At 73.2% G+C, this 22,510-nt stretch carries 19 protein-coding genes and 1 pseudogene; 14 read left to right on the top strand and 6 right to left on the bottom strand.

Annotated elements, in window-relative coordinates:
• Positions 1-171: 171 nt before the first annotated feature.
• The 7 genes and pseudogenes from AAT21_RS02705 to AAT21_RS38570 form a co-directional block, all read left to right on the top strand.
• Complete coding sequence (locus AAT21_RS02705) at positions 172-1,446, top strand: prenyltransferase/squalene oxidase repeat-containing protein (RefSeq protein ID WP_046775063.1); 1,275 nt, start codon at positions 172-174, stop codon at positions 1,444-1,446.
• Entirely contained in the window at positions 1,446-2,102 is a 657-nt protein-coding gene (locus AAT21_RS02700) for an SCO2322 family protein (protein ID WP_046775062.1), read from the top strand. Before AAT21_RS02705 ends, AAT21_RS02700 begins: the two co-directional genes overlap by 1 nt.
• Entirely contained in the window at positions 2,099-3,361 is a 1,263-nt protein-coding gene (locus AAT21_RS02695) for an energy-coupling factor transporter transmembrane component T (protein WP_235438653.1), read from the top strand. Before AAT21_RS02700 ends, AAT21_RS02695 begins: the two co-directional genes overlap by 4 nt.
• Positions 3,358-5,124 (top strand): ABC transporter ATP-binding protein, encoded by a 1,767-nt coding sequence (locus tag AAT21_RS02690; RefSeq protein ID WP_046775061.1) that lies wholly within the window; start codon positions 3,358-3,360, stop codon positions 5,122-5,124. Before AAT21_RS02695 ends, AAT21_RS02690 begins: the two co-directional genes overlap by 4 nt.
• A complete protein-coding gene (locus AAT21_RS02685; protein WP_079025396.1) occupies positions 5,121-6,074 on the top strand; it encodes an ECF transporter S component in 954 nt (317 codons plus the stop codon). The genes AAT21_RS02690 and AAT21_RS02685 overlap by 4 nt, the downstream gene beginning before the upstream one ends.
• A gap of 288 nt (positions 6,075-6,362) precedes the next feature.
• Positions 6,363-6,723 (top strand): annotated as a pseudogene (locus AAT21_RS02680) (aggregation-promoting factor C-terminal-like domain-containing protein); the annotation flags it as partial.
• Position 6,724: 1 nt separating this feature from the next.
• Positions 6,725-6,851 (top strand): aggregation-promoting factor C-terminal-like domain-containing protein (locus tag AAT21_RS38570; RefSeq protein ID WP_459543213.1); only part of this gene is annotated, 127 nt, incomplete at its 5' end.
• A gap of 155 nt (positions 6,852-7,006) precedes the next feature.
• On the opposite strand, the gene AAT21_RS02675 is transcribed toward AAT21_RS38570, so the two are convergent.
• A complete protein-coding gene (locus AAT21_RS02675) occupies positions 7,007-8,176 on the bottom strand; it encodes a steroid 3-ketoacyl-CoA thiolase (RefSeq protein ID WP_046775059.1) in 1,170 nt (389 codons plus the stop codon).
• 241 nt (positions 8,177-8,417) lie between these two features.
• Here AAT21_RS02675 and AAT21_RS02670 point away from each other — a divergent pair, with 241 nt between their 5' ends.
• Complete coding sequence (locus AAT21_RS02670) at positions 8,418-9,662, top strand: cytochrome P450 (protein ID WP_046775058.1); 1,245 nt, start codon at positions 8,418-8,420, stop codon at positions 9,660-9,662.
• 479 nt (positions 9,663-10,141) lie between these two features.
• On the opposite strand, the gene AAT21_RS02665 is transcribed toward AAT21_RS02670, so the two are convergent.
• On the bottom strand, positions 10,142-12,187 hold the full coding sequence (locus AAT21_RS02665; RefSeq protein WP_046775057.1) for a bifunctional glycosyltransferase 87/phosphatase PAP2 family protein: 2,046 nt from the start codon (positions 12,185-12,187) through the stop codon (positions 10,142-10,144).
• 106 nt (positions 12,188-12,293) lie between these two features.
• Here AAT21_RS02665 and AAT21_RS02660 point away from each other — a divergent pair, with 106 nt between their 5' ends.
• Positions 12,294-12,641, top strand: a complete 348-nt coding sequence (locus AAT21_RS02660) for an antibiotic biosynthesis monooxygenase family protein (RefSeq protein ID WP_046775056.1) — start codon at positions 12,294-12,296, stop codon at positions 12,639-12,641.
• A 152-nt stretch (positions 12,642-12,793) separates the two neighbouring features.
• On the opposite strand, the gene AAT21_RS02655 is transcribed toward AAT21_RS02660, so the two are convergent.
• Positions 12,794-13,189: a nuclear transport factor 2 family protein gene (locus AAT21_RS02655; protein WP_046775055.1), complete on the bottom strand. Its 396-nt coding sequence runs from the start codon at positions 13,187-13,189 to the stop codon at positions 12,794-12,796.
• Between the two features lie 107 nt (positions 13,190-13,296).
• On the opposite strand from AAT21_RS02655, the gene AAT21_RS02650 reads away from it, so the two are divergent.
• Positions 13,297-13,821 (top strand): GNAT family N-acetyltransferase, encoded by a 525-nt coding sequence (locus AAT21_RS02650; RefSeq protein WP_046775054.1) that lies wholly within the window; start codon positions 13,297-13,299, stop codon positions 13,819-13,821.
• Between the two features lie 28 nt (positions 13,822-13,849).
• Here the strand turns inward: AAT21_RS02650 and AAT21_RS02645 are convergent, their stop codons facing one another.
• On the bottom strand, positions 13,850-15,919 hold the full coding sequence (locus tag AAT21_RS02645; protein WP_046775546.1) for an MFS transporter: 2,070 nt from the start codon (positions 15,917-15,919) through the stop codon (positions 13,850-13,852).
• 224 nt (positions 15,920-16,143) lie between these two features.
• Here AAT21_RS02645 and AAT21_RS34310 point away from each other — a divergent pair, with 224 nt between their 5' ends.
• A complete protein-coding gene (locus tag AAT21_RS34310) occupies positions 16,144-17,019 on the top strand; it encodes a peptidoglycan-binding domain-containing protein (protein WP_052757619.1) in 876 nt (291 codons plus the stop codon).
• A gap of 289 nt (positions 17,020-17,308) precedes the next feature.
• Positions 17,309-18,016, top strand: coding sequence for an HAD-IA family hydrolase (locus tag AAT21_RS02635; RefSeq protein WP_046775053.1), 708 nt, complete (start codon positions 17,309-17,311; stop codon positions 18,014-18,016).
• A gap of 77 nt (positions 18,017-18,093) precedes the next feature.
• On the opposite strand, the gene AAT21_RS02630 is transcribed toward AAT21_RS02635, so the two are convergent.
• Entirely contained in the window at positions 18,094-18,615 is a 522-nt protein-coding gene (locus tag AAT21_RS02630) for a DinB family protein (RefSeq protein ID WP_079025446.1), read from the bottom strand.
• Positions 18,616-18,866: 251 nt separating this feature from the next.
• A complete protein-coding gene (locus tag AAT21_RS02625) occupies positions 18,867-19,448 on the bottom strand; it encodes a TMEM165/GDT1 family protein (RefSeq protein ID WP_046775052.1) in 582 nt (193 codons plus the stop codon).
• 529 nt (positions 19,449-19,977) lie between these two features.
• Between AAT21_RS02625 and AAT21_RS02620 the strand changes: the two genes are divergently transcribed.
• Positions 19,978-20,622, top strand: coding sequence for an HNH endonuclease family protein (locus AAT21_RS02620; protein ID WP_107081206.1), 645 nt, complete (start codon positions 19,978-19,980; stop codon positions 20,620-20,622).
• Positions 20,623-20,796: 174 nt separating this feature from the next.
• The gene (locus AAT21_RS02615) at positions 20,797-22,455 is read left to right on the top strand and encodes an alkaline phosphatase D family protein (RefSeq protein ID WP_046775050.1); all 1,659 of its coding nucleotides are present in this window, start codon (positions 20,797-20,799) and stop codon (positions 22,453-22,455) included.
• The last annotated feature ends 55 nt before the right edge of the window (positions 22,456-22,510 follow it).

Here is a 22,510-nt window from a genome sequence, read left to right as displayed (position 1 = left end):
ACCGTGACCCGCCCCGGCAGCAGCCCGGCGGGGAGCCGGAATGCCCCGTACCGGCGTGCGCGGCTCGTGCCGCCGGTCCCCCGGCGGCCGGCACCGTCGAGGAAAACGGAGCCGGAGCCCGGTGCCCGTGCGTGCCTGCCCCGGTTCCCCAGCAGGAGAGGCACCCTCCCCATGACCGTCCGCCGCAGCGCCGCCGCGCTCGCCGCCTCCGCCGTGCTCTGCGTGGGTGTCGCCCCCGCAGCCCTCGCCGACACCGCGCCGCCCTCCCCCTCCGCGCCCCCGGTCATCCCCTCCGGGCTCCACGGCAAGAAGGACCCCACCTACGACGGCGTGTGGCGGCAGTCCTTCGCGCTGCTCGCCCAGGACACCGTGGGCGTCAAGCCCGCCGCGCAGGCCGTGGACTGGCTGGTCGGCCAGCAGTGCGCGAACGGTTCCTTCCCCGCCTTCCGCGCGGACACCTCCAAGGACTGCGACGCGACGGCGTACATCGACTCGAACGCGACGGCCGCGGCCGTGCAGGCGCTGACCGCGCTCGGCGGCCACGACGACAGCGTCAAGAAGGCGATCGGCTGGCTGAAGTCCGTACAGAACGAGGACGGCGGCTGGAGCTCCAACCCCGGCGGCGCCATGGACAGCGGCACCGACGCCAACTCGACCGCCATCGTGATCAGCGCCCTGGCCGCGGCCGGCGAGAAGCCCGCGGAGACGAAGTCGAAGGCGGGCAGGTCCCCGTACGAGGCGCTCCTCTCCTTCCAGCTGGGCTGCACCGCCGAGCCGGCCACCGACCGGGGCGCCTTCGCGTTCCAGCCGGCCGGCGGCAAGCTCGTCGCCAACGCCGACGCCACGGCCGCGGCGGCCCTCGCCGGCCTCGGCAAGGGCACGGCCGTCGTCCCGTCCGGTACGGACACCCCCGCCACCGCGCTGACCTGCCCGGCGGCGGCCTCCACCGACCCGGCCGCCGGTGCCGCGGCCGCCGCCCAGGGTGCGGCGGGCTACCTGGCCGAGGCCCTCAAGAAGGACGGCCACCTCACCGCGCTCACCCCGGGTGCGGACCAGCCGACCGCCGACACCGGCAACACCGCCGACGCGGTGATCGCGCTGGCCGCGGCCGGGCACAAGCAGTCGGCCGCGGGCGCACTGGAGTGGCTGAAGGCCAACTCCGCCGCGTGGGCCAAGGACTCCCCGGCGGCCCTGGGCACCCTGGTCCTCGCCGCGCACGCCACCGGCACCGACCCGAAGTCCTTCGGCGGCACCGACCTCGTGGCCGCGCTGAACGCGACGGGCCCGGCCCCGCAGGGCGCGGACACCGGCGCGACCGAGGTGGACAGTGAGAAGAAGGAGCCCTCCGGCGGCCAGAACCTCTGGTGGATCATCGGTGCGGGCGCCGCGGCCGGTATGGGCATCGGCATCCTGCTGAGCGGCCGCCGGAAGAAGAACCAGCTCTGATGCGCCGCCGCCTGCCCGCCGCGGGCCTCGCCCTCGGCATCGTCCTGACCCTGCTGGCCGCCGCTCCGGCGCTGGCGGCCGGCTACCGCTACTGGTCGTTCTGGGACGGTGCGGACGGCGGCCAGTGGTCGTACGCCACGCAGGGGCCGTCCCTGTCCCGCCCCGCGGACGGCTCTGTGCAGGGCTTCCGCTTCGCGGTGAGCAAGGACGCGGCGGCCGAGGCGGCGAAGCCGCGGGCCGCGGCCGACTTCGAGGCCGTGTGCGGGGCCACCGCCCCGGTGGAGGGCCGCAAGCGGGTGGCCCTCGTCATCGACTTCGGTGTGCAGGCGGACGCCCCGACGGGCGAGGTGGTGCCGCAGGAGGCCCCGCGCACGGTGTGCGCGCAGCTGGCGCCGGAGGCCACGACGGCCGAGGCGCTGGCGGCGGTCGCGAAGCCGCTGCGCTACAACAGCGCCGCGCTGCTGTGCGCGATCTCGGGCTACCCCCAGCACGGCTGCGGGGAGCAGATGGCGGAGACGGACGCGGCGCAGGCGTCCGCCGAGCCGTCCGGGTCCGCGCCGGGCGGCGTTCCGGCCGCGGGCCTGCTGGTGGGCATCGCCGCGGTCGCCTTCCTGGCCGCCGCGGGTGTCTGGCAGTCCCGCCGCCGGCGCCGATGACGCACCCCGCGCCGCGCCCCGGCGGAGCCTCCGCGGCTCTCGGCGGAGCTGTAGGCGGAGCTGTAAGCGGAGCGTCCACCGGAGCCGCACCCGGCGGCATACCCCCGGCCCGCCGGGGCGCGCCCGCGGCGGCGGCCGCCCCGCGCCGGCCGTCGTACGAAAGGTTCCGGGCCCCGCAGGACGGCCGGGCCACCGCCCTGCACGCGGGGGCCTGGTGGCTGTGGGCCCTCGGTCTAGCCACCGCCGCGTCCCGCACGACCAATCCGCTCGTGCTCGGGCTGATCGTCGGCGTCGCCGGTTTCGTGGTGGCGGCGCGCCGCACGGACGCGCCCTGGGCCCGTTCCTACGGGGCGTTCCTCAAGCTCGGCCTGTTCGTCATCGGCCTGCGCCTGCTCTTCTCGATGCTTCTGGGCTCGCCCATCCCCGGCACGCACACCCTGTTCGTCCTGCCGGAGGTCCCGCTGCCCGCGTGGGCGCAGGGCATCCGGTTCGGCGGGAGGGTCACCGCCGAACAGCTCGTCTTCGCGTTCTACGACGGTGCGAAGCTGGCGGCGCTCCTGGTCTGCGTGGGTGCCGCGAACGCCCTCGCCAATCCGGCGCGGCTGCTGAAGTCCCTGCCGGCCGCCCTGTACGAGGCCGGGGTCGCGGTCGTCGTCGCCATGACCTTCGCGCCGAACCTGGTCGCCGACGTCGTGCGCCTGCGCACGGCCCGCCGGCTGCGCGGCCGCCCCACCGGCGGCATCAAGGCCGTCCTCCAGATCGGCCTGCCGGTGCTGGAGGGCGCCCTGGAGCGCTCGGTCGCGGTCGCCGCGTCGATGGACGCCCGCGGCTACGGCCGTACGGCCGAGGTCCCGCCCGCCGTCCGGCACACCACCAGCGTCCTCACCCTCGGCGGCCTGCTCGGCGTGTGCGCGGGGACGTACGGTCTGCTGGCCGCGCAGGGCGCCGCGTACGGGCTGCCCGTGCTCGGCATCGGCGTGGTCCTGGCCCTGGCGGGGCTGCGGCTCGGCGGGCGCCGGTCGGTGCGCACCCGCTACCGGCCCGACCGGTGGGGTGCGCGCGCATGGCTGGTCGCCGGTTCCGGGGCAGCCGTCGCGGGCCTGCTCATCCATGCCGGCGGTGTCGATCCGGCCGGTATGCACCCGGGGGTGGTCCCGCTGGTGGCCCCTTCGCTGCCGTTGTGGCCGGCGGCCTCGGTGCTGATCGGCCTGCTGCCCGCCTTCGTGGCACCCGTACCGCCGAAGGAGGCGTCGCAGTGATCCGTTTCGACGAGGTGTCGGTCACCTACGACGGTGCCGGCGCCCCCTCGCTCCGGGACGTCGACCTGGAGGTCCCGGAGGGCGAGCTGACGCTGCTGGTCGGCCCGTCCGGGGTCGGCAAGTCCACCCTGCTGGGGACGGTCTCCGGGCTGGTCCCGCACTTCACGGGCGGCACCCTGCGCGGCCGGGTCACGGTCGCGGGCCGTGACACGCGTACGCACCGGCCGCGGGAGCTCGCGGACGTGGTGGGCACGGTGGGGCAGGATCCCCTGGCGCACTTCGTGACGGACGTGGTGGAGGACGAGCTGGCCTACGGGATGGAGTCCCTGGGCCTGCCGCCCGCGGTGATGCGCCGCCGGGTGGAGGAGACCCTCGACCTGCTGGGCCTGAACGAACTGCGCGACCGGCCGATCACGACGCTGTCCGGCGGCCAGCAGCAGCGGGTCGCGATCGGCTCGGTGCTGACCACGCACCCGAAGGTGCTGGTGCTGGACGAGCCGACGTCCGCGCTGGACCCGGCGGCGGCGGAGGAGGTCCTGGCGGTGCTCCAGCGTCTGGTCCACGACCTGGGCACCACCGTGCTGATGGCGGAGCACCGGCTGGAGCGGGTGGTGCAGTACGCCGACCGCGTCCTGCTGCTGCCCGCCCGCGGCGCGGCGCCGGTCCTCGTCACCCCGGCGGAGGCGATGGCCGTCTCCCCGGTGTACCCGCCGGTGGTCGCGCTGGGCCGGCTCGCGGGCTGGTCCCCCCTCCCCCTGTCGGTCCGCGACGCCCGCCGCCAGGCCACCCCCCTCCGCACCCGCCTCTCGTCTGCGGCGAGCTCCACCCTTTCAGCCCCGCCGGCACCCGCTACTCCAGCCCCGCCGGCGTTTGAGGCGCGGGGGTCCGGGGGCGGCGCCCCCGGCAACGGCGCGGCACCCGGACTGCTCGCCCGCCTCCTGCGCCGCGGCAAGCCGCAACCCACCGAGCCCGCCGAGCCCGCCGAGCCCGCCGCAGGCGACACCGCTCGGGCGCACAACCTCGGCCTGCGCCGCGACTCCCGCCAGGTCCTCCACGGCATCGACCTCACGGTGCCGCCCGGCGAGACCATCGCCCTCATGGGCCGCAACGGCGCCGGCAAGTCCACCCTGCTGGCCACCCTCGTCGGTACGCTCGCCCCCACCACCGGCGAGGTGACCGTCGGCGGCCGGACCCCGCACCGTACGCCGCCGCCCGAGATGGTGCGTCGCGTCGGTCTCGTCCCGCAGGAGCCCCGGGACCTGCTGTACGCCGACACGGTCGCCGCCGAGTGCGCCGCCGCCGACTCCGACGCCGGAGTGGCCCCCGGGACCTGCCGGGCTCTGGTCTCCGGCCTGCTGCCGGGTGTCCCCGACGACACACATCCCCGCGATCTGTCCGAGGGCCAGCGTCTGGCCCTGGCGCTGGCGCTGGTCCTCACGGGCCGGCCCGCCCTGCTGCTGCTCGACGAGCCCACGCGCGGTCTGGACTACGCCGCCAAGGCCCGCCTGATCGAGGTCCTGCGCGGCCTGGCCGCCGACGGGCACGCCGTCGTCCTGGCCACGCACGACGTGGAGCTCGCCGCCGAGCTGGCCGACCGCGTGGTGATCCTGGCGGGCGGGGAGGTGGTCGCGGACGGTCCGACGGCGGAGGTCGTGGTGTCCTCGCCGGCGTTCGCGCCGCAGGTGGCGAAGGTGCTGGCGCCGGGCCACTGGCTCACCGTGAGCCAGATCGCGCAGGCCCTCGACGCGACGGCCACCGAATGAGCCGCCCCGCGGACCGTACGAGCCGCACCAACCGCCAGCCCCGCCCGAGCCGCACGAACCGCCTGCACCGCCCGAGCCGCCCCGTCCGGATCGGCCCCCGGGCCGCCGCGGTCCTGGTGCTGGTCACCCTCATCGGCATCGCGGCCTTCGGCTGGCCGCTCCTCGCCGACCGGCAGTCGGGGCTGCTCGCGCACTCCCAGGACGCCCCGTGGTTGTTCGCGGCGCTGCTTCCGCTCCTCGTCGGCGTCGTCGTGGCGACGATCGCCGACGACGGCATGGACGCGAAGGCGGTGGCGATGCTGGGTGTGCTCGCCGCCGTAGGGGCGGCGCTGAGACCGCTGGGCGCGGGCACGGCCGGCCTGGAGCCGATGTTCTTCCTGATGGTGCTGGCCGGCCGGGTGCTCGGCCCGGGCTTCGGGTTCGTCCTCGGTTCGGTGACGATGTTCGCCTCCGCCCTGCTGACGGGCGGGGTCGGGCCGTGGATGCCGTTCCAGATGCTGACGATGGGCTGGTTCGCGCTGGGGGCGGGACTGCTGCCGGGCCCGGAGCGGATCCGTGGCCGGGCGGAGCTGCTGATGCTGGCCGCGTACGGCTTCGCGGGCGCCTTCGCGTACGGCGCGGTCATGAACCTGCAGGGCTGGACGATCATTCCGGGCCAGGGTCAGGCCATCTCCTTCCAGCCGGGGGAGCCGCTGGCCGCGAACCTGGCGCGGTTCGTCGCGTACTACCTGGCGACCTCGCTGGGCTGGGACCTGGGCAGGGCGACGCTGACGGTCGTACTGACGCTCGCGCTCGGCGGCACGCTGCTGCGGGCGTTGCGGCGGGCCACGCGGAAGGCCGCTTTCGACGCGCCCGTCACCTTCGATCCGGGGGCGGAGAGCGCCGTGGACCTGCCACGTCAGAGTGTGTGTCCGGCCACCGAGGGTGAGTTCCGAGGCCCTCGCCGGTGAGGCGGCCCACAGGACGCAGGTCACATACGAGGGCGGATAGTAGGCCACGGGGCGCCCATTAGGCCCCTTTTCGGTGGGTTCGGCGAGGTTCACCGGGTCTCCGATGTGCGGGGTGGCTAGTAGCCGGGCTCTTTGCCAGGGCGGCGGGGCGTCGGTAGAACTGGATGAGTCGCAAGGCGGCCGGGGTGCTCGACCCCCCGCCGACGAACCCCTCTCCACCGCGTGAGTGGCTCACGCATGTCCTCGGCATGCGTGCGACCGCCCTTGTCCCCTTCGGAAGGTCCATCCGTGTCCAACGCTGTCATCCGCCGCATCGCCGCTTCCAAGAAGACCCTCGTCGGTTCCGTCCTCGCCCTGGGTGTCGCCGGTTCCATGCTGGCCGCGGTTCCCGCGCAGGCCGCTCCGACGGGTGCGAAGGCGATCGCGCAGCAGATGATCAAGGACCCGGCGCAGTTCGCGGCCTTCGACAAGATCGTCTCGCACGAGAGCGGCTGGAACCACACCGCGACGAACTCCTCCTCCGGCGCGTACGGCCTGGTCCAGGCCCTGCCGGCCTCGAAGATGTCCTCCGCGGGCGCGGACTGGAAGACCAACCCGGCCACCCAGATCAAGTGGGGCCTGGACTACATGAACGAGCGCTACGGCAGCCNCTCCGCGGGCGCGGACTGGAAGACCAACCCGGCCACCCAGATCAAGTGGGGCCTGGACTACATGAACGAGCGCTACGGCAGCCCGGTCGAGGCCTGGAACTTCTGGCAGGCCAACCACTGGTACTAAGCCGCGGCACCGCCTGCAGCAGTAGCAGTAGCAGTAGCAGGACATTCGAGGGCCCCGGTGGCCGGCCTCCCCAGGTCCGGCCACCGGGGCCTTCTGCATCCCATCCCACGGGATCGGGTGCGCCCTGCGCGCGGGGGTGTGCGCGCGGGGCGCGGTCAGAGGCGCTGGATGATCGTCCCGGTCGCCAGTGCGCCCCCGGCGCACATGGTGATCAGGGCGAACTCCTTGTCGCGGCGTTCCAGCTCGTGCAGTGCGGTGGTGATCAGGCGGGCGCCGGTGGCGCCGACGGGGTGGCCGAGGGCGATGCCGCCGCCGTTGACGTTGACCTTCTCCAGGTCCTGGTCGAAGACCTTGGCCCAGCTGAGGACGACGGAGGCGAAGGCCTCGTTGATCTCGACGAGGTCGATGTCCTTGAGCGACATCCCGGCCTTGCCGAGCACGGCCCGCGTCGCATCGATCGGCCCGTCCAGGTGGTAGTGGGGGTCGGCGCCGACGAGCGTCTGGGCGACGATCCGGGCGCGCGGCCTGAGCTTGAGGGCACGGGCCATCTTGCGCGAGGCCCACATCACGGCGGCGGCCCCGTCGGATATCTGCGAGGAGTTCCCGGCGGTGTGCACGGCGGTGGGCATGACGGGCTTGAGCCGGGCCAGGGCCTCCATGCTGGTGTCGCGCAGGCCCTCGTCCCGGTCGACCAGGCGCCACATGCCCTGCCCGGCGGCCTGCTCCTCCTCCGTGGTGGGCACCTGTACGGCGAAGGTCTCGCGCTTGAACCGCTCCTCGGCCCAGGCGGCATTGGCCCGCTCCTGGGAGAGCAGTCCGAGGCGGTCGACGTCCTCGCGGGTCAGGCCCCGGTTGCGGGCGATGCGTTCGGCGGCCTCGAACTGGTTGGGGAGGTCGACGTTCCACTCGTCCGGGAAGGGCTTGCCGGGGCCGTGCTTGGAGCCCGATCCCAGCGGTACCCGGCTCATGGCCTCGACGCCGCAGGCGATGCCGATGTCCATGACCCCGCCGGAGATCATGTTGGCGACCATGTGGTTGGCCTGCTGGGAGCTGCCGCACTGACAGTCCACGGTCGTCGCGGCGGTCTCGTACGGGAGTCCCATGGCGAGCCAGGCGGTGCGGGCGGGGTTCATGGACTGCTCGCCGGCGTGGGTGACGGTGCCGCCGACGATCTGCTCGACGCAGTCCGGCTGGATCGCGGTACGGGCGAGGAGCTCGCGATAGGTCTCACCGAGCAGGTAGGCGGGATGGAGGTTGGCGAGCGCGCCTCCGCGCTTGCCGATCGGGGTGCGTACGGCTTCGACGATGACGGGTTCCGCGGCCATGAGCTCGTCCTCTCCTGCACAGCGCCGGCACGGCGGGCCGTCCCGGCGCCCCGCCCCGAACTAGTACGCGTTCTAGTTCTATCCGCAGTCTTATGACCTGGAGCCCGCCACGCAAGGGTCTTGCACGCGGCCTGCACGGATTCCACACGCAACAGTTGGCGCGCCGACCCTTGTCACTTCTGGAACTCGTTACTACCTTCAAGCCAACTTCTGATGGTCCGTCAGACTTTGGAGTTGCCCGATGTCCTGCCCCGCGCTCCCCGACGGCTTCGACGCCACCGACCCCGACCTGCTCCAGAGCCGGGTCCCCTACCCGGAGTTCGCACGGCTGCGGCAGACCGCCCCCGTGTGGTGGTGCCCGCAGCGCCGGGGGGTCACCGGTTTCGACGACGAGGGCTACTGGGCCGTGACCCGGCACGCGGACGTCAAGTACGTCTCCACGCACCCCGAGCTGTTCTCCTCGACCACCAACACCGCGATCATCCGCTTCAACGAGCACATCCAGCGCGATGCGATCGATGCCCAGCGCCTGATCATGCTGAACATGGATCCGCCGGAGCATTCCCGCGTACGCCAGATCGTGCAGCGCGGTTTCACCCCGCGCGCCATCCGAGGCCTGGAGGAGACCTTGCGCGACCGGGCCCGGCGGATCGTCGAGGAGGCGTCGGCCGCGGCGGCCGACGGGAGCTTCGACTTCGTCACGCAGGTGGCGTGCGAGCTTCCGCTGCAGGCCATCGCCGAGCTGATCGGCGTACCGCAGAAGGACCGCTCCAAGATCTTCGACTGGTCGAACAAGATGATCGCCTACGACGACCCGGAGTACGCGATCACGGCCGAGGTCGGATCCAACGCCGCCATGGAGCTCATCGGTTACGCGATGAACCTCTCCGCGCAGCGCAAGGAGTGCCCGGCCCAGGACATCGTCACCCAGCTGGTGGCCGCCGAGGGACAGGGCAACCTCGGCTCCGACGAGTTCGGCTTCTTCGTGCTGCTGCTGGCGGTCGCGGGCAACGAGACCACCCGCAACGCCATCAGCCACGGCATGCACGCCTTCCTGACCCACCCCGAGCAGTGGGAGCTCTACAAGGCGACCCGGCCGTCCACCGCCGCGGAGGAGATCGTCCGCTGGGCCACCCCGGTGGTGTCCTTCCAGCGCACCGCCACCCGGGACACCGAACTGGGCGGCCAGAAGATCAAGGCAGGAGACCGGGTGGGGATGTTCTACTCCTCCGCCAACCACGACCCCGAGGTCTTCGAGAACCCGGACGTCTTCGACATCACCCGCGACCCGAACCCGCACCTGGGCTTCGGCGGCGGCGGTCCGCACTTCTGCCTCGGCAAGTCCCTCGCCGTGATGGAGATCGACCTGATCTTCAACGCCCTGGCCGACGCCCTGCCCGGCCTGCGGCTGGCCGGCGAGGGACCGCGCCGGCTGCGGGCGGCCTGGCTCAACGGCATCAAGGAACTCCGGGTCAGCCACGGCTGACCCGCGACCCAGGACGGCAGGGGCCGCTCCTCCCACGCCCCGGCCCCTGCCGTCCGCTGGTCGCGGGACGCGGCTCGTCTTCCGGCCGCCCGCCGTCCGGGTGGCGGGCCGGCCCGAACGGGGTGATCCTGACTCACAGCGGCGATCCAGCCGAAGGGGCGCCGGGGCGATGTGCGCCCCGGCGCCCCTTCGGCCTGCGCCCGGCGCACGGCCGGCTCAGCCCTGCGCAGGATCGCGCAGGGCGTCGCCCCGCGGGCGTACAGCTTGCCGTCGTGCGTGCCCGCCCGTGATCCGCGCCTCGGCGGTGGCGGTGGTCCGGCCCACGTGCGGCGCGGCGCGCTGCGCCGCGAGGTCGCCGGGATCCCGCCGCCCGCCATCGGCATCCGCGCGGTCGGCGTGCGGCGTACTCGGGCGCCCCGACAACGCGGCGAGGTGCGGTGCCGGGCGCCGCGGGCCAGGCGGGACTCTGACGGCAGGGCCTACCAGGGGCGCGCCCCGGCGACGGGTTCGGCGGGGGCGGCCGTCCCGGGGGCGGGGGCCGCCGCGCGTTCCGTACCGTCCCCGTGCTGCTGCGCGGAAAGGCTCGTGTGCAGGCCGCGCGGCCCGGACAGGACATGGACGAGCGCGAAGCCGGCGGTCACCACGACCGCTCCGCCGACCGCGTCCAGCACCCAGTGGTTGGCGGTGGCGACGATCGCGCACACCGTGATCAGCGGGTGCAGGGCGCCCAGCAGCTTCTGCCAGCCCTTCGGCGCCAGCACCACGATCACGACCCCGCACCACAGCGACCAGCCGAAGTGCAGCGAGGGCATCGCCGCGTACTGGTTGGAGATCGCGGTCATGGCCCCGTACGACGGGTTGGCCAGGTCCTGCGGGCCGTGGACGGTGTCGACGAAGCCGAGGCCCGGCATCAGGCGCGGCGGCGCGAGCGGGTAGAGCCAGAAGCCGGCGAGGGCCAGGACCGTGGCCAGGCCCAGGGAGGCGCGGGCCCAGCGGTAGTCGCCGGGGCGCCGCCAGTACAGGACCGCCAGGATCGTCAGCGGGACCACGAAGTGGAAGGAGGTGTAGTAGAAGTTGAAGAAGGCCTCCAGCCAGGGCGTGTCCACCACGGCGCGGTTGACGGCGTGTTCGATGTCCATGCCCAGTACCCGCTCGATCCCGAGGATCTGGCTGCCGTTGCCCTCGGCGAGGGAGCGGCTGGTGGGGGCGGCCGCCCGGATGTGGGAGTAGAGCGAGTAGCCGACCCGTATCAGCAGGAGTTCCAGCAGCAGGTTCGGGCGGGACAGCACGCGCCGCCAGAACGGCAGCAGCGGCACGCGCGACCAGCGGGCCGCCGCCGGCCGCCCGTAGTCGGTGGGTACAGGATCGCGCCAGTACGGGGACGAGCGCGGCAGGAACGGCACCGCGCAGGCCGCCGCCACCGCGATGAGCAGCAGCACGTTGTCGCGTACGGGGGCCAGCGCGGCCAGGTTCGGCAGCAGCACCGCACTCGGCAGGGTCATGGCAAGGACCACCGCGACCGGCCAGACGCGCCGGTCGGCGGCGCGCCTGCCCACCTTGCCGGCGACGGCGAGCAGCACCCACAGCAGCTGGTGGCGCCAGCCGGCCGGCGACACGGCGACGGCGGCGCAGCCGGTGACGGCGACGGCGAGCAGCAGCTGGCCGTCGCGGGCGTAGCGGACGGCGCGGCGCAGGCCGAACCAGACGACGGCGCCCGCGAGGGCGGCGTAGAGGAGGATCTCGACCGGTCCGGTCAGGCCGAGGCGCAGCAGCGCGCCGTGCAGGGACTGGTTGGCGAGGCCGTCGGGGGCGCCGCCGAGGCCGGTGCCGGCCAGGTGCCGAACCCAGTACGTCCAGGAGTCGCGCGGCAGGGCCGCCCACGACAGGGCGGTGGCCGCGGCGAAGGTCACGGCGGCGGTCCGGGCCGCGGGGCGGCGCCCGGTCAGCCACAGCAGCGGGGCGAAGAGCAGCAGCGCCGGCTGGAGCGCGGCGGCGAGGCCGACGAGGACGCCTGCGGGCCGGTCGCCGGGGACGCGGAAGACGGCCAGGAGCAGCAGCAGGACGGGGACGACGGCGGTCCGGCCGGGTGAGGCGGCCTCGCGGACGGGCAGCGAGACCATCATCAGGGCGGTGAGGACGGGCGCGGCGAGCAGCGCGGTGCGCCGCGGCACCGGGTCGGGCAGGCCGCGGGCGGCGACGAGACCGATGCCGGCGACGAACAGCAACGTCACGCAGGTCCAGGCGACCTCCAGCGAGGGCGCGGCGAGGCCGACGAACGGCTTGAGGACCAGCCCGGCGAAGGGGGTGCCGGCGAACTGCCCGACGTCGTGGACGGAGCCGCCCGCGCCGGGGAGGTGGAAGCCGCCCAGCCACTCGCCCGGTGGAACGCGCAGTACCGCGGCGGCCTGTCTGACGGCGAGGGCCCCGGCCAGCGCCCACAGGAGGAGACGCGCCGCGGCGAGTCTGCTGCCGCCTATGACCCCGGCATGTCCGTCCGCTGTGCTGTGCTCTGCCGCGTTCGCCACGCCCCGCCGGCCTCCCGCCCTGTTGACCGCAACCCCGACTTCGCCTGGCTGCCGCGCTCCATTACCCGCACGACGATATCCCCCGCAGGATCCCTAGGATGGCTCCATGAGCATCGTGAAGATCAACGCACTGACGGTTCCCGCCGAGCAGCGGGAGGTCCTGGAACGGCGCTTCGCATCGCGTGCGGGGGCGGTGGAGAGCTCCGACGGGTTCGAGTGGTTCGAGCTGCTGCGCCCGGTGGAGGGCACCGACCAGTACCTCGTCTACACACGGTGGCGTTCGGAGGAGGACTTCCAGGCGTGGATGGAGGGGCCGATGAAGGCCGCTCACCAGGGCGGTGGCGGCGGCGAGGGCGGTGCGGGCGGCGGTGCGGAGCGGCCGAAGCCGGCGGCCTCGGCGTCGACGGTCTGGTCGTTCGAGGTCGTGCAGCAGGCGGCGCCGAAGCAGCCCTGACGCTACGCCTTTCTGCGGCCGGGGCGCGCAGTGGCCGGACCCTGGGCAGTGTCCTGGGGTCCGGACGGTTGTCGGTGCCTCGGTCGCGGTCAGGAGCGATCGGGGGCGGAGGCGGGACCGGGGCTCGCGGGTCGGGGCGGGGCGGGAGCGGATCAGCTCCAGAAGGCGTCTTCCTCGTCGATGTCCGCGGTGCACTCGTCGATGTCGGTGATCTTGTGGCCGACGATCGTGAAGAAGAGTCCTTGGCGGATCTCGATACCGCGGTCACCGCGGTCACCGCGCGCCGTGTGGAAGCTCATCACGTGTCCCCGGCCGTCCGCGAGCACGGATTCCAGGTGGACCTGGAAGGTGCCCTTCGTCTCCTCGCCGATGCGGCGGTAGAGGTCGAGGACGTGTTCGCGGCCCTTGTGGTGCCCGGACATGGGGTTGTCGCCGGGTACGTGGTGGATGACGTCGGCGGTCATGAGCGCGCCCAACGCCTCCATGTCGCCGTTGCCGAAGGCCTCGTAGCCGCGGCGGATCAGGGCACAGTCCGGATGCTCTGCCATGGCGTTTCACACCCTCCGGGTACGCGGAATGTTCGCTTTTCCTATCATCAGCCCGCCATTGTGGATATTCCACGCGGGAGATCGCGCGCCCACTCCACAATGACGCCATGACCACTCACAGCGAACACCTCACCCCTACGCCGTCCGCTCGCGCCTCGTGGACCGTGTCCCCGGAACCGTTCACGACGGGCGACGCGACCCGGCTGCGCCGTGCCTATTACGCCGAGGTCGCCGGCCGGTACTGGAAACGCGAGGTCACCGAGGCCGAGATCGACCAGGGGCTGCTGGATTTCCCGGACGACGGGCTGGCACCGCCGACGGGACAGTTCGTCGTCGGCCGTCTGGCGGGCGAGGCGCTCGCGTGCGGCGGCGTGCGGATGCTCGACGCGAAGACCGCCGAGCTCACCAGGGTGTATGTGGACGGGCGCGCCCGCGGTACCGGCGGCGGGGCGGCCCTGCTCCGGGTCCTGGAGGCGGAGAGCCGTGCGCTGGGCGCGGAGCGGGTCCGGCTGGACACCCGGTCGGATCTCGTGGAGGCCCGCGCGTTGTATGCGCGCAACGGCTATCACGAGATACCCGCGTACAACTCCGGCCCGTATGCGGAGCACTGGTTCGAGAAGCGCCTGGTCTGATCCCGGGAGGGCTGCGGCAGGCCCGGTTCTAGGGTGCGGCGTGGTCGCGCCGGGGCTCGGCGTCGTAGGGCTCCTCGGCGTCCGATCCGCACAGCTCCGTGTTGATCTCCTCGACCAGCTTGATCAGGTCGGTCGGGCGGTCGGGGCCCCACCAGTCGCCGAGGAGTTCGGCGAGGGACTCCTGCCGGGCCGCGCTGAGCTTCGCGGCGGCTTCTCTTCCCTGCTCGGTGAGGACCAGCGGCAGCCCGTCGCGGACGGCGAGCCCGCGCTCCTCGATCTGGCGGGCGGCGTCCGTGATGACCGTCAGTGGCACGTTGACGCGCTCGGCGAGGAGCGCCGGTTCCGCCGAGCCGTATTTGTTGATCCGCAGCAGCAGCCAGCTGGAGGCGGGCAGCAGGTTGTAGCCGGCCTTCGCGGTGATCTTCTCGTAGACGTGGCGGCGGCCCTCGCGGGTGCCGAGGACGGACAGCGCGCGGGCGACCTCGTCGCGGGAGGAGCGCTGGACGGGGTTGGAGGCCAGGGTCTCGGTGACGTCGGGTGCGGTGACGGAGGCGCGGAGCTTGTCCTCCTTCAGGAAGCAGGCGAGCACGAGGGCGATCAGGACGACGGGCACGGCGTAGAGGAAGACGTCGGTGATGGCGGTGGCGTAGGCGTCGAGCACGCGGGGCCGTAGGTCCGCGGGAAGTGCGCCGATGGCCCTGGGGTCCGCCTCGAGCTCGGGGATGCCGGCGTCGGCGGGCAGGGTGACACCGGCCAGGGAGGCGGACAGTTTGTCGTCGAGCTGGTTGGTGAAGGCAGTGCCGAAGATCGCGACGCCGAAGGAGGCGCCGATGGAGCGGAAGAAGGTGGCACCCGAGGTGGCGACGCCGAGGTCGGCGTAGCTGACGGCGTTCTGCACGACGAGGACGAGGACCTGCATGACCAGGCCGAGTCCGGCGCCGAAGACGAAGAAGTAGACGCTCATCTCCCAGGTGGAGCTGGTGCGGTGCAACTGGTGGAGGAGGAGCAGGCCGATGGCGGTGACGGCGGTGCCGGCGAGCGGGAAGACCTTCCAGCGGCCGGTGCGGCTGACGATCTGCCCGGAGGCGGTGGAGGAGATCAGCATGCCGATGACCATCGGCAGCATGTGGACACCGGACATGGTCGGTGAGACGCCCTGGACGATCTGCAGGAAGGTCGGCAGGTAGACCATCGCGCCGAACATCGCGAAGCCGACGACGAAGCTGATCGCCGAGCAGAGGGTGAAGGTGCGGATGCGGAAGAGCTTCAGTGGCAGGACCGGTTCGGCGGCCTTGCGTTCGACGAGGAGGAAGGCGGCGAGCAGCAGGACGCCGAGGACGGCGACGCCGATGATCCGGGCGGAGCCCCAGCCCCAGGTGGCGCCGAGGGAGGCGACGAGGACGAGGCAGGTGGCGACGCAGGCGATGAGGAAGGTGCCGAGGTAGTCGATGGTGTGCTTCGCAGAGCGGACCGGGATGTGGAGGGCGGCGGCGATGACGACGAGGGCGACGAGGCCGATGGGGAGGTTGATGTAGAAGACCCAGCGCCAGGAGAGGTTGTCGACGAACAGGCCGCCCAGGAGGGGGCCCAGCACGCTGGTCGCGCCGAAGACGGCGCCGAAGAGGCCCTGGTACCGGCCTCGTTCACGGGGCGGGACGATGTCGCCGACGATCGCCATCGACAGCACGATCAGTCCGCCGCCGCCCAGGCCCTGCAGGGCGCGGAAGCCGATGAGCTGCGGCATGTCCTGGGCCAGTCCGCACAGCGCCGACCCGATCAGGAAGAGGACGATGGCGTACTGGAAGAGCTTCTTGCGGCCGTACTGGTCCCCGAGCTTGCCCCACAGCGGGGTGGCGGCGGTGGCGGCGAGCATGTAGGCGGTGACGACCCAGGAGAGGTGGGCCATGCCGCCGAGGTCGCTGACGATGGTCGGCAGGGCGGTGGAGACGATCGTCTGGTCGAGCGCCGCGATCAGCAGGCCCAGGAGCAGTGCACCGATGGGGACGAGCACCTCGCGGGAGCTGTGCTCACCTGCGGGGCCGGGCTTCTGCGGGCCGGGGACGGGGTCCACGGCACCTTTGGTCGCATCCTGAGCCATCGATTCCTCCTCCGGCCGGATCAACATTTCCATCCTGAGCGGTGTGTCCGGTTATGGCCTCTCGGGCGGTTGGGAGGGCTGCGACGGGTCTGCATAATCGCAGGCAATGGCCAGGGGAGGGAGTCCCAGTGAACGGTGAGCACTGTCCGAATTGCGACGCTGCCGGCGCCGCCTGCGGGTGTGCGCCGGGTGTGGGTTTCAACCCTCTGCGCATCCGTCCGTATGTGACGTTGTCCGATCCGGGCGAGCTTCCCGCGGAGGCCGCGCCGCCGTCGCCGCAGCCCGTGGCCGGCGCGGTCGCCCCGCTCCCCGCGGCTGCCGCTCCGCCGCCGCTTGCGGCGGCGGCGGAGGACGACACTCCGGCGTACGGGATACCCGTCGCGCCCGCGGCCGGGCCGTGGCAGGACGGCCTGTGGCAGTCGGGCCCTCCGGCGCCCGCGCCGGACCCGACGGAGACGGTCCAGCTGCGTGCGGTCCCGGCAGCCGGCCCCGCACCGGGCGGAGGAGAGGGTGGGGGCGGGGGCGGGGGCCCGGAGGAGTGGTCGAGCCGGCCGTCCCGCCGGCGGCCGCTGGCTCTGCTGGTCGGCGCCGCGGCGGCCGTGGCCCTCAGTGGCACGGCCGTGGCGGTGTGGGTGCTTCCCGCTTCCTCGGAGAGCGATGCGGCCCTGGTGGAGGTGAAGGCGTCCGCGCCCGCGGCGAGCGCTGCTCCGGCCGCACCGTCCGGCAGCCCGAGCAGGACCTCCGCGTCCCCGTCGGCCTCCGCTTCGCCGAGCGCCTCGAAGTCGCCGTCGCCGACGCCGAGCGCGTCCCGGTCGGCTTCCTCCGCGCCGCCGTCCCCGAGCGCGTCGCCCAGCGCGAGCCGTTCCTCCAGCCCGACACCGCCCGCGCAGGCCCCGGTCCTGCGCTACGGGGACTCAGGGCCGGAGGTGGAGAAGCTCCAGCGGCTGCTGGCGGGGCAGGGTCTGTACGGGGGCAAGTTCCACGGAAAGTTCGACTGGCGGGTCGAGAGGGCGCTGTCGGAGTTCCAGTACGACCAGGGGATCGACGACCAGGAATGGGGCATCTACGGACCCGTGACCCGCAAGGCACTGGAGGGGTAGGCCCCAGGACGGGGCCGGGACGGCGCAGCGAGACACGACGAGACGCGACGCCGCGGGGAGGCTGCACGGACGCTGCGCGGACACACAACGGAAGAGAGGGCGAGGGCCGCGCCGGAGGCGGTGCGGCCCTCGGGCAGGCGGGCCGGGCGCGACAGGGGTCACAGGCCCGCGAGTGGCGCAGACCGCCCCACGTTTTGTATCGTGGAGGAACAAAGTGGTTCCGTCCGCACTCCCTGACCGGTGGACGGAACCACTTGTTCTCTTTTCCCGCCCGTCTGGAGCCCCGTCGATGCCGGCCAGCACCACCACGACCACCGCACCCGCAGTCCTCTCCGCCAAGGCCCTGCTCCTGGACATGGACGGCACGATCGTCAATTCCGACGCGGTGGTCGAGCGCTGCTGGCGCGACTGGGCGGTCTCCCACGGGCTGGACCCGGAAGAGGCCCTGAAGGTGGTCCACGGCCGCCAGGGCTACGCCACCATGGCCGTGCTGCTGCCGGACCGCCCCATGAAGGTCAACCTCGCCGAGAACGCCGAGATGCTGGCGCGCGAGACGGCCGACACCGACGGTGTGGTCCCGATCGCGGGCGCCCCGGCCTTCATGGCCGCGATCGGCGGCCTGCCGCACGCCCTGGTCACGTCCGCCGATGCCGCTCTGGCCACCGCCAGGATGACGGCCGCCGCGCTGCCGATGCCCGAGGTGCGGGTCACGGCGGAGTCCGTCGGCGCCAGCAAGCCGGACCCCGAGGGCTTCCTCAAGGGTGCCGCCGCACTGGGAGTCGACCCGGCCGACTGCGTCGTCTTCGAGGACTCGGCCGCGGGTATCGCCGCGGGCCGGGCGGCGGGCATGCGCGTGATCGGCGTGGGCCCCCGCGCGGCCGCGCACGGCCCGACGGTGCACGTTCCGGACCTGACGTTCCTCGATGTCACGGCCGGCCACGACGGCTCGATCCGCATCACGCTGCGGACGGAGCACCAGGACGCGCCCGCCCGGTAGTGCGCCGGCCGGAGGCCGAGGTCCGGCCCCGGCCCCGACCCCATCCACCGCCCGCCCGCTACCTGCTCCCCGCCCGCCTACTGCCCCACGCGCCCGTCGATGCGCTCCCGCAGGAAGTCCGCGTGGCCGTTGTGGCGGGCGTACTCCTCGATCATGTGGACGAGCACCTCGCGGAGTTCCATCGGCTCACCGCCGCAGTCGCCCGTGACGTCCATCCCGGGAGCCCGCGCGACGAGCTGTTCCGCGAAGGCGACCTCGGCCCGCCAGGTCGTCCATGCGTCGGCGACCAGTTCCGGGTCGGCCACCGCGCCGGTGAACTCCCCGGCGGGTTCCTCCTCCGTCCGGTAGTGGCGGCGTACGTCCTGGCCCGCCATGACCTGCCGGAACCAGTACTGCTCCACCCCCGCGAGGTGGCGTACGAGCCCCAGCAGGGAGAGGTCGGACGGCGCCACCGAGCGCCGCGCCAGGTCCTCTGCGTCGAGGCCCGCGCACTTGAGCTCCAGGGTGAGCCGCTGGTCGCGGAGGTAGCCGGCGAGTACGTCGCGCTCGCCCCGGAAGCCGCCGTCGGTACGGGTGTCCTCGTCGGGGTGGACGAACATGTTGGACCAGCCGAAACGGCGGTCCGGGGCAGGCGCGGCACCAGATCCGGGGCCGGAGCCGGTGGCGGAGGTCGAGTCGATCACGCGCAGAGCGTGCCCCCGGGGCGCGCCCTCCGCAACGGAGTTTCCGCCCCCGCGACCGGACCGGCCAGGCACCGCGCCGCGCCGCGCCCCGGCCCAGCCCGGCCCAGCGCGGCCCAGCGCGGCCCAGCCCGGCGCGGCGCGGCCCAGCCCGGCGCGGCGCGGCGCGGTCAGCCTGCGATCGCCTCGTACAGGGAGAACACGGCCAGTGCCGCCATCACGGCGGCCGCGATCTTGGTGATCAGCCGCAGCGGTACGTACTTCATCAGGGTGCGGCCGCCCAGGATGCCGATGCCCGCGACCGCCCACAGGGCCAGCACGGCACCGATGCCGACGGAGACGGGGTTGTCGTACCGGGCCGCCAGGTTGGCGGTCATGATCTGGGTCAGGTCACCGAACTCAGCCACCAGGATCAGCATGAAGCCGGCCCCGGAGACCTTCCAGAAGGACTGGTCGGCGGGCGGCTTGATCTCCTCGTCCCCGTCGTCCTTCTTCAGCAGCAGCATGGCCGCGCCCACGAGGAAGAGGACGCCGACGACGGCCTGGACGAGGCGGTGCGGGAGGAGGGTGAGGACGCTGCCGGCCGCGATGGCGAGGGCGACGTGTACGGCGAAGGCGGCGGCGACGCCCGCGAAGACGTAGGAGGCGCGGTAGCGGGTGCCGAGCATCAGGCCGGCGAGGGCCGTCTTGTCGGGGAGTTCGGCAAGGAAGACGACGCCGAAGGCGATCGCCGTGATGCTGAAGCTGAACACGGAGGTGGAACCTCAATCGGTCGGGCAGGACGCCGTCGGTACCGAGAGACCTGGGGTGTGTCAGGGGTCGCTTCGGCTCGGCGGCACCCTGGCTCGCGCGTGCGCGTACGGAACGCGCCCACGCCGGGACAGGACACTGCGGCCGAAGGTCTCGCTGGCCGGCCGCTGCTCGCGGCCTGCCTCCGGGCGCCGGCTGGGTGACCCAGCAGTATGTCGACGGTCCGGCGAAGAGCTACTCCCCTTCTGCTCCGAACAGGGTACGCGACGCCGACGGCCGGCCGTCATGGGCCTTTGGTCCCGGCCTGCCCGGCCTCGTCCCGGGCCGTTCCTCCGGAGCGACCGCCCGCCAGCCTCGGAATCTCAACTTCCATTTAAATCGGGGGCCTTGCGTGGCTTGATGTGACGTGCCCATGTCGCCAGGCTGTCATCTGGCGCCCATCCCCTCGCAACCCGATGGCGCCAGCATGGCCGAGCCCCGCCGGGGCGACACGGCCGCACCCCCCGCACCCAGGGAGCCCTCATGGCACTCATACCCAACGTCTACGCGCGTCGAGTTGGCGTGCTCGCGTCAGCCGCTGCGCTGGCCGCGCTCACCTCCCTCCTCAACGCACCGGCCGCCCAGGCCGCCCCGCCCACCCCCATGAGCGCCTCGGCCGCCCGCGCCTACCTGGCGACGGTCACGCCGAAGACGGAAGGATCCACCAGCGGCTACAGCCGCGACCTCTTCCCGCACTGGAGCATCGTCTCCGGCACCTGCAACACCCGCGAGACCGTGCTGAAGCGCGACGGGGTGAACGTCGTCCAGGACTCCTCCTGCGCCGCGGTGAGCGGCCGCTGGTACTCGGAGTACGACGGCGCCACCTGGACGGCCGCCTCCGACATCGACATCGACCACGTCGTGCCGCTCGCCGAGGCCTGGCGGTCCGGCGCCTCCTCCTGGACCACGTCCAAGCGCCAGCAGTTCGCCAACGACCTCACCCGCCCCCAGCTCATCGCGGTCACCGACAACGTCAACCAGGCCAAGGGCGACCTCGACCCCGGCAAGTGGCTGCCCCCGCGGACGGCCTACCGCTGTACGTACGCGCGCATGTGGGTCAACGTGAAGCAGTACTGGGGCCTGAGCATGGACTCGGGCGAGAAGACAGCCCTGGTCAACGTCCTGAACGGCTGCTGACCGACTGCGGACGGACTGCCGACCGGCTGCGGACCGGCTGCGGACCGATCGGTCGTCTGCCGCCGGCGCGCCGCCGCCCGCCCCGCCGGTCGATCTTTCCCCCGTCAGGGGGAGGCGTCGCTCCCCCTCCCCGTCGTACCGTGATCGCAGGGGATACGGAGGAGGGGGAGTTGCATGGCCGGATTGCGTCTGGGTCCGCTGCTGCGTCACGTCGACTGGGAGACGGGCGGAGCGGCCACCATATGGGTCGAGGCGGACCGCCCGTGCACGGCCGAGGTGCGGTGCGCGGACGGGGCCGGCGGCAGCACGCGGACCTTCCAGATAGCCGGACACCATTACGCGCTGGTGACGGTGACCGGCCTGACCCCGGGCGCCACGACGGCGTATGAGGTACTGCTCGACGGACGGCAGGTGTGGCCGCTGCCCGACAGCGGCTTCCCGCCGAGCACGATCACCACTCCGGCCGTGGCGGGCCCGGGCCGGCCCGAGCCCGGGCTGCGCGTCACCTTCGGGTCCTGCCGGCAGGCCGCGCCGCCCGCCGGCCGGCGCGGGCCGCACGGCGCGGACGCGCTCGACACCCTCGCGGCGCAGCTGGCCGCCGACCCGGAGGCGGAGCGCCCGGAGCTCCTGCTGCTGCTCGGCGACCAGGTGTATGCGGATGCCCTGTCGCAGGAGACCCGGCAGTGGCTCGCCGCCCGCCGGGATCTGCGGGATGCGCCCGGCGCCCAGGTCGCGGACTACGAGGAGTACACCCGGCTCTACTACGAGTCGTGGCTCGACCCGGAGATCCGCTGGCTGCTGTCGACGGTGCCGAGCCTGCAGATGTTCGACGACCACGACGTCATCGACGACTGGAACACGAGCGCGGCGTGGCTCGCCGAGATGCGGGCGACCCCGTGGTGGCGGGAGCGCGTGCTCAGCGGCCTGATGTCGTACTGGGTGTACCAGCACCTGGGCAATCTCTCGCCCGCCGAGCTGGCGGCCGACGGGCTGTACGGAGCGGTCCGCGAGGACAAGGACGGCACCGACGCGCTACGGGCCTTCGCGTCCGCGGCGGACGCCGATCCGGCCTCGGTGCGCTGGAGCTACCGGCGCGACTTCGGGCGGACCAGACTGCTGATGGTGGACACGCGGGCCGCGCGGGTGCTGGCCGAGGACGGGCGGGCGATGCTCGATCCGGCGGAGCAGCAGTGGCTGCGGGAGAACGCGCTGGCCGGGCACGGGAACTACGACCACCTGCTCATCGGGTCCTCGCTGCCCTGGCTGATGCCGCCGCTGATCCACGACGCGGAGACGTGGAATGCGGCGCTGTGCCGCGGTGAGCGCGGGCCGCGGTGGGCCAGGATCGGTGAGGATCTGCGGCGGCGCAGCGATCTGGAGCACTGGGCGGCGTTCCCGGCGTCGTTCGCGGCGCTGACGGATCTGATCGAGGAGGTCGGGACGGGGCCCCGGGCACCGGCGACGGTGTGCGTGCTCTCCGGGGACGTGCACCACGCGTATGTGGCCGAGCCTCGAATACCGAGCACATCCCGCATATTCCAGCTGACGTGCTCACCGGTCCACAATTCAATCCATACCGTGGTGAAGTGGGGGTTCCGGCTGGGCTGGTCACGGACGGGCCGGTGGCTGGGGCGTGGCTTCTCGCTGCACGGGCGGACGGGGCGGCCGCCGCTGAACTGGCGGCGTACGGGCGGTCCGTGGTTCGGGAACCAGCTGATGACCCTGGCGTTGTCCGGGCGGACGGCGCGGCTGCGGCTGGACCAGGCGCGCAAGAGGCGTCAGAGGGCCCGGCTGGTGACGGTGCTGGAACGGGAGCTCACAGCGGCGCAATAGCCGCCTCCGGCAGGCGCGGTGAGTGCGGGGCCGGTTGGGTGGCGGCGGAGTTGAC

This window comes from Streptomyces yangpuensis (assembly GCF_001005295.1).
GTDB lineage: Bacteria > Actinomycetota > Actinomycetes > Streptomycetales > Streptomycetaceae > Streptomyces > Streptomyces yangpuensis.
Note: the sequence above shows the minus strand (reverse complement) of the source record. Positions and strands in the feature narration are given on the sequence as shown.

Excerpts from the sequence above, each read along its gene's own strand:
- AAT21_RS02655 (WP_046775055.1), bottom strand. The coding sequence starts at position 13,189 with ATGGCAGAGCATCCGGACTGTGCCCTGATCCGCCGCGGCTACGAGGCC.
- AAT21_RS02670 (WP_046775058.1), top strand. The coding sequence starts at position 8,418 with ATGTCCTGCCCCGCGCTCCCCGACGGCTTCGACGCCACCGACCCCGAC.
- AAT21_RS02705 (WP_046775063.1), top strand. The coding sequence starts at position 172 with ATGACCGTCCGCCGCAGCGCCGCCGCGCTCGCCGCCTCCGCCGTGCTC.
- AAT21_RS02650 (WP_046775054.1), top strand. The coding sequence starts at position 13,297 with ATGACCACTCACAGCGAACACCTCACCCCTACGCCGTCCGCTCGCGCC.
- AAT21_RS02685 (WP_079025396.1), top strand. The coding sequence starts at position 5,121 with ATGAGCCGCCCCGCGGACCGTACGAGCCGCACCAACCGCCAGCCCCGC.
- AAT21_RS02700 (WP_046775062.1), top strand. The coding sequence starts at position 1,446 with ATGCGCCGCCGCCTGCCCGCCGCGGGCCTCGCCCTCGGCATCGTCCTG.
- AAT21_RS02695 (WP_235438653.1), top strand. The coding sequence starts at position 2,099 with ATGACGCACCCCGCGCCGCGCCCCGGCGGAGCCTCCGCGGCTCTCGGC.
- AAT21_RS02635 (WP_046775053.1), top strand. The coding sequence starts at position 17,309 with ATGCCGGCCAGCACCACCACGACCACCGCACCCGCAGTCCTCTCCGCC.
- AAT21_RS02615 (WP_046775050.1), top strand. The coding sequence starts at position 20,797 with ATGGCCGGATTGCGTCTGGGTCCGCTGCTGCGTCACGTCGACTGGGAG.
- AAT21_RS02660 (WP_046775056.1), top strand. The coding sequence starts at position 12,294 with ATGAGCATCGTGAAGATCAACGCACTGACGGTTCCCGCCGAGCAGCGG.
- AAT21_RS02645 (WP_046775546.1), bottom strand. The coding sequence starts at position 15,919 with ATGGCTCAGGATGCGACCAAAGGTGCCGTGGACCCCGTCCCCGGCCCG.
- AAT21_RS02675 (WP_046775059.1), bottom strand. The coding sequence starts at position 8,176 with ATGGCCGCGGAACCCGTCATCGTCGAAGCCGTACGCACCCCGATCGGC.
- AAT21_RS02630 (WP_079025446.1), bottom strand. The coding sequence starts at position 18,615 with ATGTTCGTCCACCCCGACGAGGACACCCGTACCGACGGCGGCTTCCGG.